Annotated in this window: 15 protein-coding genes; 3 read left to right on the forward strand and 12 right to left on the reverse strand. The window is 73.1% G+C overall.

Annotation, left to right across the window (positions count from 1 at the left end; translation table 11 throughout):
• Window positions 1-60: 60 nt before the first annotated feature.
• Entirely contained in the window at window positions 61-603 is a 543-nt protein-coding gene (locus IE247_RS18150; RefSeq protein WP_190124204.1) for a GNAT family N-acetyltransferase, read from the forward strand.
• Window positions 604-837: 234 nt separating this feature from the next.
• Window positions 838-3,582: a helix-turn-helix transcriptional regulator gene (locus IE247_RS18155; RefSeq protein ID WP_229869197.1), complete on the forward strand. Its 2,745-nt coding sequence runs from the start codon at window positions 838-840 to the stop codon at window positions 3,580-3,582.
• Here IE247_RS18155 and IE247_RS18160 read toward each other — a convergent pair.
• The 12 genes from IE247_RS18160 to IE247_RS18215 form a co-directional block, all read right to left on the reverse strand.
• Entirely contained in the window at window positions 3,527-5,308 is a 1,782-nt protein-coding gene (locus tag IE247_RS18160) for a glycoside hydrolase family 13 protein (protein ID WP_190124339.1), read from the reverse strand. The two genes, IE247_RS18155 and IE247_RS18160, sit on opposite strands and share 56 nt — an antisense overlap.
• Window positions 5,309-5,313: 5 nt before the next feature.
• On the reverse strand, window positions 5,314-6,093 hold the full coding sequence (locus tag IE247_RS18165) for an HAD family hydrolase (RefSeq protein ID WP_190124205.1): 780 nt from the start codon (window positions 6,091-6,093) through the stop codon (window positions 5,314-5,316).
• An 8-nt stretch (window positions 6,094-6,101) separates the two neighbouring features.
• Window positions 6,102-6,788 (reverse strand): sugar O-acetyltransferase, encoded by a 687-nt coding sequence (locus IE247_RS18170; RefSeq protein WP_229869198.1) that lies wholly within the window; start codon window positions 6,786-6,788, stop codon window positions 6,102-6,104.
• A gap of 39 nt (window positions 6,789-6,827) precedes the next feature.
• Window positions 6,828-7,679, reverse strand: a complete 852-nt coding sequence (locus tag IE247_RS18175) for an endonuclease/exonuclease/phosphatase family protein (RefSeq protein ID WP_190124206.1) — start codon at window positions 7,677-7,679, stop codon at window positions 6,828-6,830.
• A complete protein-coding gene (locus tag IE247_RS18180; RefSeq protein WP_190124207.1) occupies window positions 7,676-8,671 on the reverse strand; it encodes a methyltransferase in 996 nt (331 codons plus the stop codon). The genes IE247_RS18175 and IE247_RS18180 overlap by 4 nt, the downstream gene beginning before the upstream one ends.
• The gene (locus IE247_RS18185) at window positions 8,668-9,843 is read right to left on the reverse strand and encodes an MFS transporter (protein WP_190124208.1); all 1,176 of its coding nucleotides are present in this window, start codon (window positions 9,841-9,843) and stop codon (window positions 8,668-8,670) included. Before IE247_RS18185 ends, IE247_RS18180 begins: the two co-directional genes overlap by 4 nt.
• The gene (locus IE247_RS18190; protein WP_190124209.1) at window positions 9,840-10,490 is read right to left on the reverse strand and encodes a DUF1349 domain-containing protein; all 651 of its coding nucleotides are present in this window, start codon (window positions 10,488-10,490) and stop codon (window positions 9,840-9,842) included. Before IE247_RS18190 ends, IE247_RS18185 begins: the two co-directional genes overlap by 4 nt.
• Complete coding sequence (locus IE247_RS18195; protein ID WP_190124210.1) at window positions 10,487-11,314, reverse strand: SDR family NAD(P)-dependent oxidoreductase; 828 nt, start codon at window positions 11,312-11,314, stop codon at window positions 10,487-10,489. The genes IE247_RS18190 and IE247_RS18195 overlap by 4 nt, the downstream gene beginning before the upstream one ends.
• A gap of 5 nt (window positions 11,315-11,319) precedes the next feature.
• On the reverse strand, window positions 11,320-12,705 hold the full coding sequence (locus IE247_RS18200; RefSeq protein WP_190124211.1) for a glycosyltransferase: 1,386 nt from the start codon (window positions 12,703-12,705) through the stop codon (window positions 11,320-11,322).
• Window positions 12,686-14,509 carry a 1-deoxy-D-xylulose-5-phosphate synthase N-terminal domain-containing protein gene (locus IE247_RS18205; protein WP_190124212.1) on the reverse strand — a complete coding sequence of 608 codons (1,824 nt, stop codon included), beginning with the start codon at window positions 14,507-14,509 and terminating at the stop codon, window positions 12,686-12,688. The genes IE247_RS18200 and IE247_RS18205 overlap by 20 nt, the downstream gene beginning before the upstream one ends.
• Entirely contained in the window at window positions 14,506-15,828 is a 1,323-nt protein-coding gene (locus IE247_RS18210) for an aminotransferase family protein (protein ID WP_190124213.1), read from the reverse strand. Before IE247_RS18210 ends, IE247_RS18205 begins: the two co-directional genes overlap by 4 nt.
• A 161-nt stretch (window positions 15,829-15,989) precedes the next feature.
• Complete coding sequence (locus IE247_RS18215) at window positions 15,990-17,120, reverse strand: phosphotransferase enzyme family protein (protein ID WP_190124214.1); 1,131 nt, start codon at window positions 17,118-17,120, stop codon at window positions 15,990-15,992.
• Between the two features lie 693 nt (window positions 17,121-17,813).
• Between IE247_RS18215 and IE247_RS18220 the strand changes: the two genes are divergently transcribed.
• Window positions 17,814-19,643: a glycoside hydrolase family 3 protein gene (locus IE247_RS18220; RefSeq protein WP_190124215.1), complete on the forward strand. Its 1,830-nt coding sequence runs from the start codon at window positions 17,814-17,816 to the stop codon at window positions 19,641-19,643.
• Window positions 19,644-19,795: the final 152 nt, after the last annotated feature.

Raw genomic sequence — 19,795 nt, forward strand, 5'->3', positions numbered from 1 at the left:
GGCCCCGAGTGCCGCCGGATATCCTGCGTCGTTCTGAAACAAGCCAGGAAGGTCCTCATCATGAGCAGTGCCGCGTCGCCCTTTCCCGATCGGATCGAACTCAGGGGGGAGGGCCTCGTCCTGCGTGACTGGACGGAAGGGGACCTGGCCGCGATGCCGGAGTTGTTCGACCATCCCGACGTCGCGTACTGGACGCCGATCGTCTCGCCCTTCGACGAGGCGGCGGCTCGCGCACGTCTGGACCGAAGCCGGCGGCTGAGGGCGGAAGGCACGGCCATTCTGCTCGCCATCACCGTGGACGGCGGCGCGCCTCTCGGCGAGGTGATGCTTCGGCGTGCCCCCGAGGGCACGGAACTCGGCTACGCGGTCGGCCCGGCGCACCGAGGTCAGGGGGTGGCCGGGCGGGCGGTGCGGGTGATGGCGGCGTACGCCTTCGGGGAACTGGCCCTGGACCAGGTGATCCTGGAGCTTGAGGCCGAGAACGCCGCCAGTGTCGCCGTGGCCACCAAGGCGGGGTTCGGCCTGCTCGATGTTCCGCTGATCAAGGGCGAGGAGAAGGGGCGGCCCTATGCCCTGCAAACGTGGGGTCTGAATCGCCCCTGAGCCACAGCGCCCAAGGGCGAGAAGCTCGCCGAAGCCCAAGGCCGAAGGTCCCGCAGGCCGGAAGGTCCCGCCGGGGACCGGATCCTGCCACACAGCGTTGAAATCCGGACTGCGCGCGCTGCCTGATGGAACGCCCATGCATATGGAGCCGTCCTTCCGCTTGGCAATCGGCTGCGACCCGGTTACGGGTGCTCCCCCCGGCGGCAGCCGGACCGTGACGGCGAAAGAGGTTTTGTGGAGCAGCTGTGGGAACGGGAACACGCCCTGGACGAATCCGCGCGGTGTGCCGCCCTGGCACGGGCGGGCGAGGGCCGGTGGCTGCTGCTGCACGGGGATACGGGTGCCGGGCGGAGCGCCCTGCTGAGAGAGGTCGTCCGGCGGGAGTCGGCGGACGGACGGATGCGCGCGCTGCGGGCCCACGCGGCCCCGGGGGAGGAGGAATTCGCCTACGCGCTGCTGCGCCGCCTGTTACCCGGGGCCGGACCGCTGCCCTTCGGCGGGCTCTCTCCCAGCGCGGAGCAGCGGCTGCTCCACCGTCTCACCGAGCATCTCGCGGCCCTGGCCGCGCAGCGGCCGGTGCTGCTCGCGGTGGACGACATCCATCATGCCGACGCGGCTTCGCTGCGGTGGGTCGCCTATCTCTCCCACCGGCTGGTCCGGCTGCCCGTACTGCTCCTGCTCACGGCCTGTACCGGCCCCGGTCACTCCGGGGCCCTCTTCCCGCCCGGCGCGGGCCAGGAACTGCACACGGACACGGGCGGCCGTGTTCCGCTGTATCCGCTCGGATCCGAATCGGTCGGCCGGATCCTCAGCAGCAGGGCGCTACGGGGCGACCCGGCCCGCCGGGCCGCCGCCATGGGCGCGGGCAACCCCGGTCTGCTGACCGCCCTGGCCGCCGGGTCGGCGGCGGGGAAACCGGAGGACCTCGCCGCCGGTGCCGCCTACCGTGCCGCTCTCGCCCACTGGCTCAGCAGCCCCGCCGCCCCGGCGCGCGGGCCGGTCGCGCTCACACTCGCTCTGCTGCCCCGGGCGGACTCGCCGTCCATGGGTGACATGCCCCTGATCGTCTCTGCTGTCGTCCCCCCGCCCGACCGGTCCGCCGTCGACAGCCATCTGACCGAACTCATGTCCCTGCTCGCCGCACCCGGGGTCCGCGAGGCCGTCCTCGCCACCGCGACCGACCAGGAACTCCCGCATTACCGCCGCCGTCTCGCCCACGCACTCTACGAACACGGCCGGCCCGCCTCCAGCATCGCCCCTCTCCTCCTGCACACACCCCAGACCGGTGAACCCTGGATCACCCACACCCTGGAGGAGGCGGCCGAGCACGCCCTGCGCGCCGACGACCCCGAACACGCCGCCGGAATTCTTCGGCACGCCCTGACCGGCCCCGTCGAGCCCACCCGTCACTGCGCCCTCACCCTGCGGCTCAGCGCGCTGGACATGCTCCACTCCTCCCGGACCGGCATCCGCCGTCTGCGCGCGAGCCTGCAACGGGCCGACTGCCACGACCCGTACGCCGTCTCCGAATCCCTCAGCGGCGCACTCGTCGCCCAGGGCGATGTCCGCCACGCCCTCCAGATCCTCAAGGAGACCGGCCGCGCCGTCGCCGACGACCAGCTCAACGCGACCCTGCGGATCGCCGTCGCCGGGCTCTCCAACCACGACGCCCGCGAGTGGCACCACACCGTCCACGACCTGCGCGAACTGCAAAGGACCGCACAGCCGTCGGTGGAACCCCTGGTCTGCGCCCTGCTCACCATCCACGAGGGCGGCACCGGCCGGATCGACGTCCGCACCGCCACCGAACGGATCACCTCCCGCCTCCACCGCCCCATCGATCACCGGCTGCGCACCGGGTTCATCGCGGCCGCCGCCGCGATCCTCGAATGGGCCGACCAGCTGGACGAGGCCCGGAATCTGGTCGACCGCGAACTGCCGGCCACCTCCGTGCTTCCGGATCTCACCAACCAGGCCCGCCAGCAGCTCATCGCCACCCGCACCCAGGTGGACCGCAAACTAGGCCGCTTCCGACAGCTGATCGAACAAACCACCCCCCTGGTGGAAGCGGTCCAGGACCACGACGTCCAACTGCCCTACCTCCGTGCGCTGACCGCCTGCGCCTGGTACGAACTGGGCAGCCCCGAACGGGCCTGGCAGCTGCTCGACGCCCTGGGCCCCCTGCCCGACAACACCTCCTGGACCTGGGACGAAGTCCTCTACACCCAGGGCCGTCTGCACCTCGGAGCCGGCGACTGGCACCAGGCCCTCGCCGTTCTCACGGCGCTGGGAGCCCGGATGGACCGCCGCGGCTTCGTCAACCCCGTCGGGCAGCCCTGGCGCACCGGCGCCGCCGCGGCGCTGGTCCGCCTCGGCCGCCACACCGAGGCCCGGACCCTCGCCGAGGAGAACCTCCATCACGCCCACGCCTGGGGGACGGCGCGTGACATCGGCACCGCCCTGCGGACCCTCGCCCTCACCCTGCGGGGCCGTCCGGCCCTGAACACCCTGGCCGAAGCCGCGGACATCCTCCGTACCGCGCCCGCCCCGGCGGAGCTGATCGAGACCCTCACCGACCTCGGCCGGGCGCAGACCGACACCGGAAGCACCTGCCAGGGCCACGCCACCCTGCTGGAGGCACTCCACCTCGCCCGGACCCTGCTGCCCCCGCAGCCGCCGGGCGGGCTCTTCGAACCGCCGACCCCACGCCTCGTCGCCGGGGCCGAGCACGCCCTGCGCCGGTACGACGCCCGCCGCCGCCCGGCGGCACCGGCGGCCCCCTCCACGGGCCTCACCCCCGCCGAGCGCCGTATCACCGAGCTGGCCGTCCAGGGCCTGACCAACGATGAGATCGGCTCACAGCTGCACCTTGCCCGCCGCACCGTGGAGACACATCTGACGAAGGCGTACCGGAAACTCGGCATCACCCGCCGCACCCAGCTCGCCGCCAAGGTCGGCGAAGACTCTGTCCGGCGCTGACCCGTGACGCCCGGATCCCGCCGCCGGGCGGGGCCTCCGCGTCGGCCGCCCGGCTCTCCGGGGCGCGCAGCCAGGCGGCTGTGTCGCGGGGCAGCCCGAGGCGGTGCGGGGGGCCGCTGGTGAGGAGGAGGGTGTGATCCGGTGGCAGGGGGACGGGCCGGTCGCCGAAGTTGACCATGCAGAGCAGGTCACCCCGGTGGAAGGCGAGGACGTCCGGCCCGCCGGGCAGCCATCGCAGCGGAGCGCCGGACGCGGCCGGGCCCGAGCGGCGCAACCGCAGCGCGGCCCGGTACAGCTCCAGGGTGGAACCGGCGGCGCCGTCCTGGGCCGCCACGGTCAGTCCGGCCCACCGCCCGGGCTGCGGCAGCCAGGGTTCGGCCCCGCCCCGGGTGAAGCCGTACGGCGGGGCCGAACCCGACCAGGGCAGGGGGACCCGGCAGCCGTCGCGGCCCGGGTCGGTGCCGCCGGAGCGGAAGTGGACCGGGTCGCACAGCCGTTCCGGCGGGATGTCCTCGACCTCCGGCAGGCCCAGCTCCTCGCCCTGGTAGAGGCAGGCGGCCCCGGGCAGCGCCAGCATGAGCAGGGCGGCGGCCCGGGCGCGGCGGGTGCCCAGGGCGAGGTCGGTGGGGACGTCGCGGACCTTGGCGGCGAGGTCGAAGGATGTGTCGGTCCGGCCGTACCGGGTGACGGTACGGGTGACATCGTGATTGCACAGCACCCAGGTCGCGGGGGCCCCGACGGCCGTGTGGGCGTCGAGGGCGGCCTCGATCCGGCCGCGCAGCGGCCCGGCCGCCCACGGACTGCTCAGGAAGTCGAAGTTGAAGGCCCCGTGCAGGACGCCGGGACGCAGATAGCGGGCGAACCGGTGAGGCTCGTCGGGCAGCCAGATCTCCCCGGCCAGGACCCGGGGGTCGGGGTAGGAGTCGGCGATGGCGCGCCAGGAGCGGTAGATGCCGAGGAGTTCGTCGCGGTCGACATAAGGATGCGGACCGCGGCGTTCGTCCGGGGCGTTCGGAGCGTCCGGAGCGTCCGGATCGGGCAGGTCGGGCAGGTCGGGATCCTTGGCCAGGGCGACCGCGGTGTCGATGCGCACCCCGGCGGCGCCCCGGTCGAACCAGAAGCGGAGGACGGACTCGTACTCCGCTCCCACCCGGGGGTGACTCCAGTTGAGATCGGGCTGCTCGGGCGTGAACAGATGGAGGTACCACTCGCCCGGAGTGCCGTCGGGCAGGGTGGTGCGGGTCCACGCGGGGCCGCCGAATTCGGAGTTCCAGTTGTTCGGCGGCCGTTCGCCGCCGGGCCCCCGGCCGGGGCGGAAGTGGAACAGGGCGCGCTCGGGGCTGCCCGGGGGCGCGGCGAGCGCCGCGCGGAACCACGGGTGGGCACGGGAGACATGGTTGGGCACGAGGTCGACGAGGGTCCGCAGCCCCAGCTCGCGGGCCGCGCCGATCAGCCGCTCGGCCTCGTCCAGGGTGCCGAAGTCGGGGTGGATGCCGCGGTAGTCCGTCACGTCGTAGCCGCCGTCGGCCATCGGGGAGGGATACCAGGGGGTGAACCACAGAGCGTCCACCCCCAGCCGGGCCAGATACGGCAGCCGGTCCAGGACACCGGCGAGATCGCCGGTGCCGTCGCCGTTCCCGTCGGCGAAACTGCGCGGATAGATCTGGTAGACGACGGCGTTCCGCCACCAGTCGGCCCCGGTCACGGCGGAGTCCGGCACCGGCATGGCCGTCACGGCCGTCGTCCCGGGGCCGGATCGGTGGAGCCCGGGGCCGGCTCGACGGAGTACGGCGTATCCGCCAGGTCCACCGCCCACAGCCCGGGCAGCACCCGGTCGGCCGCGGAGTAGTCCAGGGAGCGGGTCAGCTCAGTGGGGACGGCGGTCACGGTGATCCCGGCGGCCTTGGCGGCGGCCACCCCGGTCAGCGAGTCCTCGAAGGCGACACAGCGCGAAGGCGGCACACCGAGCCGGGCGGCCGCCTCCAGATAGACGGCCGGGTCGGGCTTCCGGCGGGGCACCTCGTCGCCGCCCACCACCGTGTCGAAGAACTCCCCGATGGCGAAGTGGGACAGCCAGCGCGAGACCCACTCCTTGTCGGCCGCCGACGCCACCGCCACGGACAGACCGGCCGCGCGCAGCCGGGGCAGCAGCTCCCGGACGCCCGGCAGCAGCCTGATGTGCTCGGGGGTCATGAACCGCTCCCACAGCCGGGACAGCCGCTCCCCGAGCTCGGCGTGCGTACCGGCGCGGTCGGCGGGAGAGCCCGCGGAACCCGGCCGGCCCGATGCGCCCATGGGATCCAGCAGCAGGTCGAACAGGCGCGGGTAGCCGTCGGGCCGGCCGCACACCTCCTCGGCCCACAGCCGCGCCGGGAGGGTGGCTCCGTGCTCCTCGAACAGGGCGGAGCAGGCGAGGAAGTCGGGACGTACGGAGTCGATCAGGACGCCGTCGTGGTCGAAGATGACGGCCGCGGGGGCCGAGGGCGGGCGCGGGACGCTGGGGTCGGTCATGGCGGCGGTCACAGCCCGCGGACGATTCGGGCGGGGTTGCCCACCGCGAGCACCTTCGGCGGCAGGTCCTTGGTGACGACGCTCCCGGCGCCCACCACGGTGTCCGCGCCGATCGTCACCCCCGGCACGACGGTCACCCCGCCGCCGAGCCAGACCCGGTCCTCCAGGGTGATCGGCCGGGCCTGCTCCCACATGGTGCGGCGCAGCTCGGGGTTGAGGGGATGGTTGGCGGTGAAGAGCTGGCTGCGGGGGCCGACGAAGACGTCCGCGCCGAGGGTGATGGGGGCGCAGTCCAGCATCATGACATCGAAGTTGACCTTCGTCCCGGGGCCGAGCTCGATGAAGAACCCGAACTCGCACAGGAAGCGGGGCATCACCCAGCCGCCCGGCCCGAGCCGGCCCAGCAGCTCGCCCAGGACCGACTCACGGGTACGGAAGTCGCTCAGCGCGGTGCCGTTGAACCGGTCCAGCAGGTCCATGCAGCGCTTGCGGTACGGGCGCAGGGCGGGGTCGGTGGCCGAGTACAGCTCTCCGCTGGAGAGCCGGGCCTTGATCCGGGCCAGTTCGGCCAGTTCGGCCAGTTCGGCCGGTTCAGCCGGCTCGGCGGAGGCGGAGGCGGAGGCGGGGGCGGGGGCGGGGGGCCCGGCGGCGGGTTCCGCAGGTGCGGACGGGGTGCCGGGTGTCGTCGGGTTCATCGGGTGGGGAACTGCCTTTCTGCGTACGGTCCCGGCCGCTCAGCCGCGGCGGAGCCGGAGGGTGATCGGCCGGTGGTCGGAGGCGGCGGGCCGGGCCCCGTCCGGGTGCAGCCGGGGGTCGTCCAGCGGCTGGTACGAGGCCAGGTCCGGGGCGAGGGCGGGAGCCAGCAGGAACAGGTCGATACGCCGTGCCGCCTCGCCGGCCGGATGGAAGCCGACGGTCGGCGACCGGTCGCCGGTCCTGGCGCCCGCGTCGACGAGGAGCGGTTCCCGTACGGGGCCGAGCAGCCGCTCCAGCGGCGCCCGGTCGGCGCGCTCCTCGCCGGGCGCCGTGTGGTCGGCGCGCCGGTGGCGGGGGACGGTGGACCAGTCCGGCTCCGGGTCGCCCGGCGGCACCGTGTTGGCGTCCATGGCCAGCAGTGTGGGGTGCGGCGCGCCGGGGTCGGCGTACTGACGCAGATGGTCGGACTCGATCCGCCGGTTGGTGGCGCTGAACGGGTCGAGGTGGGCCACGACGAACCGCAGGGGCCCCGAACGGCCCGGCAGCAGCAGGGTGACGCTGCCGTGGCCGTGCCACTGGGCGAGTTCGGGCTCCGCCTGCTCCACCTCGATCAGCTCGATGTCCCGCTGCCAGAACACGGCCAGATTGCAGCCGGTTCTGGCGGGGAAGAGCACACCGTCCATCCCGAGGGCGGACTTGGCGTCCTCGAAGAAGGCGCCGTCCTCGAACTGCCAGCACCATCCCTCGGTGGTCATCAGCACCCGGGGCCGGTGGTCCAGGACCAGATCCCGCTGGAGGTGCCAGCGTTCGTCGCTGCCGTGGTGGCGGTCGATGCCCGCTTCCCAGAGGTTCCAGAACATGATCAGGTCGCACTGGTCCGGCGGGGTCATTTGATCCCCACGACCATGGACTCGGGGCCGTCCAGGTGCTCCACATACGCCTGGCCGAAGCCCGCCTCGCGCAGCCAGTCCAGGCACTCCGCGCCGGTGTAGTCGAAGCCGCCGGGGACCTCGGAGTGCATGATGAGACTGAGGATCAGCCCGACGGCGTTGCTGCTCCGCTCGTCGTCGATGAGCGTCTCGTAGATCAGCACCGCGCCGCCGTCCGGCAGCGCCTCGTGGGCGGCGCGCAGCAGCCGCAGCTTCTCGTCCCGCCCCCAGTTGTGCAGTACGTGCCCGAGGACCAGCACATCGGCGGAGGGGAGGGGGTCGTGGAAGAAGTCGCCCTCCTGGAAGGTGATCCGGTCGGCGACCCCGAGGCGTCCGGTGTACTCCAGAAAGCCGGCCCGGGCCGGGGGCAGATCGAATCCGATGGCGGTCAGATGGGGGTGGTGGGCCAGGACATGGCCGGGCAGCGCGCCCTCTGCGCAGCCGATGTCGGCCAGTGAACGGTACTTCTCCCAGGGGAACTTCACCGCGATGGCGCGGGCCGGACCCATGCTGAGCGCGGTCATGTCCTTCTGGAACTCGCGCACCGACTCGGCCGCGGCGTACATGGTCCGGTAGAAGTCCCGGCCGTTCTCCGCCTCGTTGACGGCCCGGCCGGTGCGCAGCACCCGGGTGAGGTCGTCGGCCATGCCGGGGCACTGGGTCATGAAGCTGCCGCCGAGATAGGTGGTCGGCCGGTTCGCGTCCAGATACTCGGCGGCCTCCGGCGAGTTGGCGTACCGGCCGTCGGCGCGCACCAGCAGTCCGAGGGCGACCAGGGCGTCGAAGAAGTCGGCGGCGGGCCCGGGGTGCAGGCCCAGGCGGTCGCGGAGGGCGGGGCCGGTCAGCGGTGTTCCGGCCAGTTCGGTGAAGACCCCGACCTCGACGGCGCTGAGCATGGTCCTGGTCTTCCAGTGGGCCCACATCAGGTCGGTGACGGGCTGCGGCGAGATCATACGGAGGTCTCCATTTCATGGCGGGGGCCCGGCCGCGGCGCTGTGGCGCCGGAGCCGCGGGCCAGCCGGGCGGCGACCATCACGGCCAGTCCGCACAGCAGCGTCAGAGCGGCGAGGGCGAGAGGGATCACGGCCGGGTGGCCCGGGGCCGCCAGGCCGATGAGATAGGGAAGAGCGGCGCTGCCGACGAGATTGGCCACCAGCAGCACGGAGTTGACCCGCTGGGGAGCGGGCAGCAGGGCGTTCGCCCAGACGAGCGCGGTCGGGAAGACGGCCCCCAGGGCCAGCCCGGCCAGCCCGTAGGCCACCGGGGCCACGGTGCCCACCAGGGTCGCGGCCAGCGCTCCGGTCGCGCCGAGCAGACACAGACCGATCAGCCGGGGCCGGGCGAGCCGGCTCGCCGCCCACGGCACGACCAGCCGGCCGAGGGTGAGCCCGGCCCAGAACAGCGCGGTGGCCCGCGCCGCGTCGGCCGGGGAGTGGCCGACGCCGGTCAGATGCGTCGACTCCAGTGCGCCGATCCCGGCCTCGACGCCCGCGTACACCAGCGCCAGCAGGGCGAAGACGGCGAGCAGCGGCGCCGACGGGCGCGGGGCGGGGCCCGTGGCGGGACGGCCGGCGCCGTCCCCCACGGCCGTGGCCCGTACCAGCAGCAGCGACAGCACGCCGGTGACCAGGAGCAGCCCGGACACCTCGCCCCAGTGGCCCACCAACAGCGGGCCCAGTGTGGCCCCCGCGCCGAAGCAGGCGTGCAGCACATTGAGCAAGAGCGCCGCGCGCGGCATCGAGGGCTGGGCGAGCCAGGTGTTGAGGCGCAGGATCAGCCCGCCGTACCCGGCCCCGGCGACCAGGGCGAAGACGCACAGCAGCCACCAGTCCGGTGCCAGGGCCATGCCCGCGGCACCGCCCGCGAACGCCGACAGCAGCGCGATCGACAGCGGCCGGCCCGGCAGCCGCCCGGAGCCGATCCCACAGCCCGCGATGGCGATCAGCGCGCCCAGGTTGTAGAGCACGACCAGCTCCGTGCCGCCGCCGTCCGCCAGCCCGTACTCCGACCGCAGCAGCGGCAGAGCCGCCCCCAGCGCACCGGTGACCGCGCCGAGCAGGACGGAGAGCGCCAGCGCCGACCCGATCGGCAGCCAGGATCCGGTGGCCGGTGCGCGCCCGGTCACCGGCGGTCGTCCAGGGGGACGGGGCTGAGGCGCAGCGGCTCGAACCGGGCCGTGGCGGACGGGGAGAACGGCGCCTGCGCGAAGACGCCGAGCCGCAGTTCCGGGGCCGCGAAGCCGGGGAAGGTCCGGGCGAACCGCCAGTCCTCCCGCGCGGACCGGCGGAAGAGGACCGCGAGCCGGCGGCCCTGGCGGGTCAGCAGCAGATCGGCGGTGGGGCCGTCCAGGGCGGGTCCCATCGCCTCGTCGGACAGCGGGCGGGACAGTACGGTGACCACGGCCCAGCCACCGGCCTTGGTGCGCTCCACGCACACCTTCAGCCAGCCGTCCTCGCCGTGCAGGGACAGGCCCCCCGCGTCGCCCAGCGCCGAGCCCCGGACGGAGATCCGGGTCCAGACGGTGAAGTCGCCCGTGACGGTCCGTTGCAGCAGCGGCAGCGAATCCGCCTCGTACGAGCCGGGCAGCGCGTACAGATCCGCCCCGCCCGGAGCCTCGATGCGCAGCGACTCGCCGGTGCGACGCCAGGACAGGGGCCGCCCCTGCCACTGCCAGCCCGCCCCGGCTCCGGCCCTGGCCCCGGCTCCGGCCTCGTCGCCTGCGCCTGCCCCGCCGTCGTCGTCGGGCCAGGGCAGCTCGGTACCGATGGTCACGGGGCCGTCATCCCGCCGTCGACACTGATCGCCTGACCGGTGATCTTGGTGGCCGAGGCCAGGAAGACCACCAGCTCCGCGATGTCCTCGGGGGTCTGGAACTCCCGCTGGGGGATCATCGAGCGCATCCGGTCCCAGCACTCGTCCTCGCTCTCCCCGGGGCGGGTGAACTCCGAGAGCAGATACCGCCACATATTGGAGCGGACGATGCCGGGGCAGACGGCGTTGACCCGGATTCCGTCGCGGGCGACCTCCTGGGCGAGCGCGGCGGTGAAGCCGACCACGCCGAACTTGGCGGCGCAGTAGTGCGCGACCTTGGCGAAACCGGAACGGCCGGAGACCGAGGAGAAGTTGACGATGGCGCCGCCGCCGGAGGCGCGCAGCAGGGGCAGGGCGCTCCGGGCGGACAGGAAGACACCGTCGAGGTTGCCCGAGACCACCTGCCGGAACTCGGTCAGCTCCATGGTCTCCACCGGGCTGACATGGGTGACCCCGAAGGCGTTGACCACCGCGTCGAGGCGTCCGGACCGCTCGGCGAGATCCGCGTACAGCCGCCGGACCTGCTCCTCGTCGCTCGCGTCGGCCTGTACCGCCCGTACCTCCAGCCCCTCCCCGGTCAGCCGGGCCGCGAGCTCCCCGGCCTCGGAGAAGCCGGTGACCCGCGCGGACCGGTAGTGGTTGAACGCGGAGGGCAGGGTGTCGGTGTCGGCCACCACGACCCGCGCCCCGCGCCGGGCGAACCCTTCCACCACGGCGGCTCCGATGCCCCGGCCACCGCCCACGACCAGCGCAACCTTGCCGGTGAAATCCCTTGCGAAGTCCATGTCTCTCATTCCTCTTTCTCTCCGGCGCCCGCGCCCACCGGCGAAGGCGCGAGACGGTAGGTCAGCGGTGGCAGCACCAGGGCGTCCAGCAGCCGGGGGAAGGCCCGGTAGTCGGCGAGATTGCGGTCCGGCCGGTCGACCAGCTCCCGCAGTGCGGCCCACTCCCCGGAGTCCGTGGCGTTCCCGGCGGCACGGGCGTCCAGCGCGCGGTGCACCGCCCGGTCGCGGCGTCCGAAGAAGTCGGTGAACAGCCGCTCGGCCCGCTCCAGGGCGAGCCGCGGATCGACGCCGGTGCGGGCGGACACCCGTACCGCCCGCGGCAGCGTGGTGTCGTGGCCGAGGACGGGCCCGACCGGTTCGCCGGACAGGGCGCGCAGAAACGTATCGTCCCGGAAGGGGGGCGCGCTCCGGACGGCGGCCGGGGCGTAGTCGCGGTCGAGCAGCTTGCGCGTCAGCGCGTCCTCGTCGATCCGGCCCAGCGGTCCGACCCGGCTCATCGTGAACTCGCTCGCGGTGTCCAGGGCGGTGGGGACCAGATTGCGGGCGGGCAGCAGCTCCACGGCGGGGCCGACGTCTGCCGCCAGCACCGGCACACCGTGCGCCAGCGCCTCCAGCACCACCCGCCCGAGGGTCTCCCGGGAGGCCGTACTGGGGAAGAGCAGCACATCGATCCGGGCGAAGAAGTCGGCGAGCCGGTCCTGGCCGACCGTGCCGAGCAGCTCGACGGCATCGGGCGGGACACCCAGCCCGTCCAGGGCCGCGCGGACCGCGTCCGCCTCCCAGCGGGGATGGTTGGGCTTGCCCGCGCACACCAGGCTCGCCCGGCCGCCGCTGTCCCGGTGACAGCGGGCGAACACGGTCAGCACCTGGTCGAAGTTCTTCGCCAGCGACAGCGCCCCGAGATAGCCGACGCGCAGCGTCTCCCCGGGCCCCGGGGCGGGGACGGGATCCCTGCGGGGCAGCCGGTCCAGCATGGGGTAGGCCACCGCCGAGTTCTCCTCGGTGACGGAGGCGAAGTGGCGGACGAACAGCCGGCGGGTGTACTCGGTGGGGAAGAGCGCCAGATCGCCGGGGAGCACCAGCGGCGCACACAGCTCCTCCTGGGCCCAGTAGCCCGACCACAGGGCGGTGTGCACCTCACGCACGATCCGGAAACGGCCGCCGGTCCGCTGCCGCCAGTGGTGATAGAGGAAGGCGTACGGCCCCGACCCCGCGTAGACCACGTCGCCGGGCCCGGCCGACGCGACGCTCTCCGCGCCGCGGGTCAGATCGTGCCAGGCCACGGGGTGACGCCGGGTCAGCAGCCCGGCCGTCTCCCGGTGCATCAGGATGGCTCCGTCGAGAATGCCCTCGTCGTCCGGAGCCCGGTAGTCATGCGTATGCAGTCGCATGAGCGTCCTCCCCGTCCCCGTCCCCGTCCCCGTCCGCGTCCCCGTTGCTGTTCCCGTCCGCGTCGCCGACGTCGTCCCGGAGTCCGCGCAGCAGCTCGCCGAGCTGCTCCGGGCTCATGCCGTGCAGCCGCAGCTGCTGGTCGTGCACGCGGTTGGCGATGTCCTGGCGTACGGCGTGCACCCGGGCGGGGAGCAGATACGCGGTGCGCAGCCGCTCGCCGAAGCCGCCCTGGGCGCCGTTGTACTCGACCGTCAGGAGCCGTCGGCAGGCGCGGAGCCGGGCCAGCGTGGCACCGTCCAGGACCGGGTCCAGGGCCGCGCAGTGCAGGTGGGGGATGCCCAGGCCGCGGTTGGCCTCGGCGACGAGCACCCCGGCGTAGCCGAAGGTGACCACGGCCGCCTCCGGCCGCTCGTCGCCGGGCGGGGTGAGCCAGGTCGCGCCGTCCACATCGGCGGCGCAGTCCGCCGGGGGCGGATCGAACCTGGCGTCGACGGCGCTGATCACATGGGCGGTGTCCGGATGCCGCCCCAGCCGGTCCAGACAGGCGGCGAACTCGGCCGCGGTGACCGGCTCGTACACCCGGGTGTTCAGCAGCTGTCCCAGCAGATTGGTGGCGTTGTGCGCGCCGCCCCACGCGCCCCAGCTGCGCCCGGCCAGCACCAGCAGATTGCGGACGCTGGTGGTCGCCTCGGTGAGCATGCTGAGCGAGTCCATGTAGTACATCGCGTCGGTGGCGACGACCTTGACGGTCTCCTCGGGCAGGGACAGCGTCATCCCCAGGCTGAGGGTCTCCGCCAGCCCGGTGTTGCTGTACGGGACCGCGCCGCGCAGACCGAAGCGGGCCGCCATGTCGGCGGTGAACACCACCAGATCACGGCCGGTGCGCTCCTGGTAGGCGGCGAGCGCCTGGCCGGAGGTCCCTGCGAAGGGCGCCTTGGGCGCCTTCGTCGGCGCGGCGGGCGCGGCGGGCTTGAAGCTGTGGTCGCCCTTACGGGTATGGCACACCAGGGCGGCGGAGGTCGGCGCGGCCAGCAGCTCGCCGAGGGCGCCGCGGACGGTGCCGGTGTCCAGGCCGTCGACCTCCTCGACCCGGTCGAAGTAGCTCGCCAGATAGCCGCGGCTGAGCGGCTTGAGGAGCGGCTCGATGCCCTTGTCGTTGGCGTCCACGACCAGGATCAGATTGGTGAGGTCCGCCTCGTGGGCGAAGCGCAGACACTCGAAGACCACGCCCTCCTGGAGTTCGCCGTCGCCGGCCAGACAGACCACCTTGCGGTCCACCCCGCGGCGGGTCAGGTCCCAGGCGAGGCTGACGGCCTGGGCCACGCCCACCCCCAGGCTGTAGCGCATGGTGTTGGCGAAGCCCAGGTCCTGGTGGACGACGCCGGTCAGCCCGCCCTGGTGGAGGGTGGCCAGCGGCGCGAACGGGAAGGCGCCCCGGACATAGTGCTCGGCGTAGAAGGCGGGGGCGATGTGCCCGCGCCCGACGATGAGATCGGCGGGGCCCGGCCCGTCCTCGGGCACCAGGCCGAGATCGAAGCAGGCCCGCACGATCGGGAGCGAGGACAGATTGCTCTGGTAGTTGCCGGCCCCGGCGATCTCGTGCATCCGCAGCAGCACGCGCGCGCTGTCGTCGTAGAGCCGCTCGGGCACCGCGGCGGCCAGCTTGCGCAGGCTCTCCGGCAGCGAGCCGCTCCAGACACCCGCCTCGAACTCGTCGAGCTCGCGGCGGACCACGGCGCGCTCCCGCTCGGTGAGGCGGGGCGGCGCGGTCGGGCGCTGGAGGATGGTCCGCAGCGTGTTCACCGGCCCGCCCCGCAGACCTCGTCCAGGGCCTCGCCGAGAATCCGCAGCGTCTCGTCCGCCTCGGCCTCGGTGGTCACGAACGCGGGAGCCAGCACCAGCCAGTCGTCCTGGCCGCGGAGGATCAGCCCCCGCTCCAGACAGGCGCGGGCGACCCGCTCGCCGACCGGGCCCTGCTCGCCGTCGGGGCCGGTGAGCTTCGCGCCGTACAGCAGACCGATGGAGCGCAGGGTGCCGCGCCCTTCGACCAGCTTCCGCAACCGGGGCTCGATGAACCCCGCCAGGTCCCGTATCCGGGTGAGGTAGTCGCCGTCGTTGAACAGGGTCACGGCGGCCAGGCCCGCCGCCGAGGCCATGGGGTTGGCGGCGTAGGTGTGGGAGGGGGCGAAGGAGCGCGGTCCGCCCTCGTCGCCGAGGACGGCGGCGATCCGCTCACTCATCAGCACGGCGGCCAGCGGCGCGTAGCCGCCGGATATGCCCTTGCCGACGCACATCAGATCGGGGGTGACCCCGAAGGTCTGCGCGGCGAAGGGGTTCCCGGTGCGGCCGAAGCCGGTGACGATCTCGTCGAACGCGAGCAGGATGTCGTGCCGGTCGCAGATCTCGCGGAGGCGGGTGAAGTAGTCGGCCGAGGGAATGGCCATGCCCCGCAGATGGATGACCGGCTCGATGACCAGGGCGGCCACCGAGTCGGGCCCCTCGGCCTCGATGGTGCGCTCGATCATCTCCGCGGCCAGCGCGGCGGACCGCTCGGGCTCGACGCCCCAGAAATCCTCCAGACAGTCCGGCGGCCACACATGGACGACGCCGGGCAGCCCCGGTCCAAAACGGCTGACGTCGGGGCGGCCGGTCAGGCTGAGCGACCCGAAGGTCGCGCCGTGGTAGCCGTGGTAGTGGCTGAGGACCTTGACCTTGTCGGGCCTGCCGTGCGAGCGGTGGTAGAGCCGGGCCAGCCGGATCGCGGCCTCGATGCTCTCCGAGCCGCCGTTGACCAGCTTGGCGGCCGTGATGCCCTCGGGCGCCAGATCGACCAGGGCCTGGGCGAGGCCGAGCGCGGCGGGGTTGGCACCGTGCAGCGGGGGACTGAACGGCAGGGTGCGCAACTGCTCCTGGACGGCCCGGGCGATGGGCTCGCAGTCGTATCCGAAGCAGGTCACGAACACCCCCGACAGGGCGTCCAGATAGCCGCGCCCGTCCGCGTCGGTCAGCCGGACCCCCTTGGCGGAGGTGAAGAGGCGGGAGTCGGCGGAGTGGGGGACCTCGAAGCAGTAGGCGGACAGATCGGTGGGCCACGGCGAAGCCGCGGTCTGCTGTGCGGGCATGCGGGGACTCTCTCTCTGCGGGGAGGGGGAAGGGGGACGGGGAGCGGTCGGGGAAGGCGGCGCGCGGCGCGAGGGCGACTCGGGCCGTACGCGCGGTGAGGCGGGGGACCCGGACGCGCGGCCTTGGGAAGGACGCGCGGTCGGTCACGGGCCGGGTCGGCTCACGCGGCGGGAGCCGTGAGCAGCTCGTGGATCTCCCGTCGGCGCGCCGGTGACAGCAGGTCGAAGTAGCCCAGCCAGACGGGGCTGAGGATGTTCCGCTCCAGGATGTCCTTGGCGATGTCGACGATCACCGGGAGCGCATGGGCCATGAGCAGCGGCATCAACAGAGCCTCCTCGCCCGGCCGCAGCAGCCCGCGGGCCTGTGCGGCGGCCGTGAAGGCGGCGAGCGAACGGCGCCGACCGGCCGGGTCCGCGACCCGGCCGGCCGCCTCCGCCAGCCATGCCAGGTCCAGCAGCCGGTCACCGAGGTGCGCGTTGTCGAAGTCGAGGACGCCCTGGACACACGGCTGTCCGGCGGGGCCGTCGGCGGCGAGCAGGAAGTGGTGGTAATGCAGGTCGCCGTGGACCACCCCGGGCCGGGGAACGGGGTCCCCCGCGGCGGGCACCCCGGCCGCGCGCGGCAGCCGCCCGGTCGACACCACTTCGCGCAGCGCCCCGGCCGCAGCCCGGTGCCAGTCGCTCCCGCCGCGCTCGGCCAGCGGCAGCAGCCGCTGTTCGGCGTCCTTGAGCGCCGTCGGCCAGTGCTCCTCGTCGACCAGCCGGGGCAGCGGGACACGGGCCAGCTCCGCCGTCACCCCCGGCGGCAACTCGTCCAGGGCGGTACGCAGCTCCAGCCCGGTGCGCACAACCTGCTGGGCCTGCGCGAAGGTGAACGAGGGGGTGGCGGCCCCGTCCAGCCGGGGACTCAGCTCGCAGACCAGCCCCTGGCACCACACGCTGGTCGCGCCGTCCGGAGTGGGCACCGCCGCCGGGACCGGCACGCCCCGGTCCCGGCAGTGCGCCGCGATCCGTTCCCTGAGCGGGTAGAAGGGGCGCCGCCGTACGGCGTCCGGGTTCAGCTGCACCTTCAGCACATGGGCGCGGCCGGGCAGGTCCACCTGCCACAGCCCCGCGGTGTGGCTGAGCGGCGCGGCCCCGCCGGAGGAGAAGGGCCGGACCGGCGCCCCGGCCCAGGGCTCGCCCCAGCCCGCCGCCAGCACTCCGCGCACCCACTCCGCGCTGCCGGGCGATGCCGTACCGGGCGCGGGGACCTCGTCGCGGCGCTGCTCCTGCCATTCGTGACTGCGCATGTCGTCCTTGCTCGCGTGGGCCGGTGGGCGGCGGCGGTACCGCCCCCGCCGAAGGGATCAGCGACGGAGACGGTCTGACGGGTGACCGCTTCGGCCCGGGGTGTCGTGCCGGTGCGGTCGGTGGCGCCGTGACCGAGCATGTCGGGCCGGGCGCGGGCCGGGCATCGTGGAAGACCGCATGGCTGGATTCGCGTGCGGGCGCGAATCGATCTCGTGGATTGCCGTATGCCGGGTCCCTGCCGGCGCGGGGGCGGAGCCCCCCGTACCCCCCGCATCGCCCGGGCGGGTTCGGCGGTCCGGCCGGCCGCCTCGAATAGAGGTTTTTCGGAAGGCAATTATTTGGTGAGCGCCGCCACCGTGGGTGGTCGGCCGAAATCGGAAAGTGTAAACGGAATATATGAATCCCGAAAAATTGCTCAGCGTTGACCGGGGATAACGGAAACCCGCGCCTTCCTGTGTCGTTGCGCGAACGGCCGCCCCACCGCTCGTTGCCGTCCCGAACAGGTGTCGAATTGGTTTACGCACACAGGGCACTGTGGATCATAGGTGGGCATACCCCTGAGTGTGCCGGTCGATTTACCTCCGGGTTTTAAATATCACTTGCCCGGCCGGGCAAGTGGTCAGTAATTTTCCGGCTAGCCATTTCTTCCGAAGTTTCTCCACTTCGATATCGGGCTAGGCCGGAAGGTAACCATGCACAACCGGAGTCTCTCCAGACGTACCCTCATCGCCGCTTCCACCGCGACTGTCGCCACGGTCGCCGTCGCCCAGGGCAGCAGCCCCTCCCTGGCCGCCGAGAGCCCCGGGTCCCGGGACGAACGGCTCAGGAAACTCATCTCCGGGATGACCCTGGAGGAGAAGGTCGGCCAGGTCTTCGTGCCGTTCGTCTGCGGCCCGTCCGCCACCGAGCCCGGCGAGGAGGCCGCCGAGGCGAACCGTTATCTGCTGGGTGTCAGCACCGGGGCCGAGGCGGTCGCCAAGTACCACCTCGGCGGGGTCATCTACTTCGTCTGGTCGGGCAACCTCAGAAACCCGAAGCAGATCGCCGGTCTCTCCAACGGGCTCCAGCGGGCCGCGCTCGAAGCCCCCGCCGGACTGCCGCTGCTGATCTCCGTCGACCAGGAGTACGGCGCGAACGTCCGGATCGGCGCACCGGCGACCCAGCTGCCGGCCGCGATGGCCCTGGGCGCGGGCGGCTCGGTGCGCGACGCCCGCTCCGCCGCCCGTATCGCCGCGACCGAGCTGGCCGCGATGGGCATCCGCCAGAACTACGCCCCGGTCGCCGACGTCAACATCAACCCGGCCAACCCGATCATCAACGTACGCGCCTTCGGCGCCGACCCCCGTGCCGCGTCCCGGATGGTCACCGCCCAGGTCGAGGGGTACCAGCGGGCGGGCGTGTCCGCCGTCGCCAAGCACTTCCCCGGCCATGGCGACACCGCGGTGGACAGCCACTACGGGCTTCCGGTGATCACCCACACCCGCGAGGAATGGCAGCGGATCGACGCCCCGCCCTTCCGGGCCGCCATCGCGGCGGGCATCGACTCGATCATGACCGCGCATCTCCAGATGCCCGCGCTCGACCCGAGCGACGACCCGGCCACGCTCTCCCACCCCATCATCACCGGAGTGCTGCGCCGTGAACTCGGCTACGACGGCGTCGTCGTGACCGACGCGCTCAATATGAAGGGCGTCCTGCTCAAGTACGGCGAGGAGCGCGTCCCCGTACTCGCCCTGAAGGCGGGAGTGGACCAGCTCCTCTACCCGAACAACCTGCCCCTCGCGTGGAACGCGGTCCTCAAGGCGGTCAAGGACGGTGAACTCGCCGAATCCCGTCTGGACGAGTCGATCCTGCGCATTCTGCGCCTCAAGGACAAGCTCGGGCTGTTCCGGAACCCGTACACCGACACGGAGCAGGTGGCCTGCCGGGTCGGCACCCGGGGGCATCTCGCCACCGCCGACCGCATCGCCGAGCGCACCACGACCCTGCTGGTCAACAAGGGCGAACTGCTGCCCCTGAACCGGCGCAAGCAGAAGAACCTGCTGGTCGTCGGCGCGAACGAGAAATTCCCCCACGACGAGACCCTCAGCTCCCTGCCCACCCTGGCCGACGCCCTCACCGAACTGCGCTTCACGACCACCGCGCTGCCCACCGGGCTCACCCCGGACACATCGCAGATCGACGCGGCCGTGGCCGCCTCGCGCGACAAGGACGCGGTCGTCGTCCTCACCCACGACATCGCGCCCGACGACGGACAGCGGACCCTGGTCCGGCGGCTGATCGAGACCGGGGTGCCGGTCGTCCACGTCGCCGCGCGCAACCCCTACGACATCGCCCACCTCGACGGGGTGGAGGCGTCACTCGCCGCCTACTGCTGGACCACCGTGGAACTGCGCGCCGCCGCCCGGGTGATCGCGGGCCGCGCCGACCCCCGGGGCGAGCTGCCCGTACCCGTGCAGCGGGCCGACGACCCCGCCCGGGTGCTCTTCCCCATGGGCCACGGACTCTCGTACGACGACTGAACCGGCACCCGGCACCCGGTACCGGGTCCGGGGCTCCGGCGGGCCGGGGGAGTGGTGGGGTCTCCCCGGGCCGCCGTGGTCGCGGCAGAGCGGGATCAGTCCGTCCGGATCCTGCGAGCGGACGTACTCGGCGAACGACTCGGTCGTCCAGC

It is taken from the genome of Streptomyces inusitatus (assembly GCF_014651115.1).
Classification (GTDB): Bacteria; Actinomycetota; Actinomycetes; order Streptomycetales; family Streptomycetaceae; genus Streptomyces; species Streptomyces amakusaensis.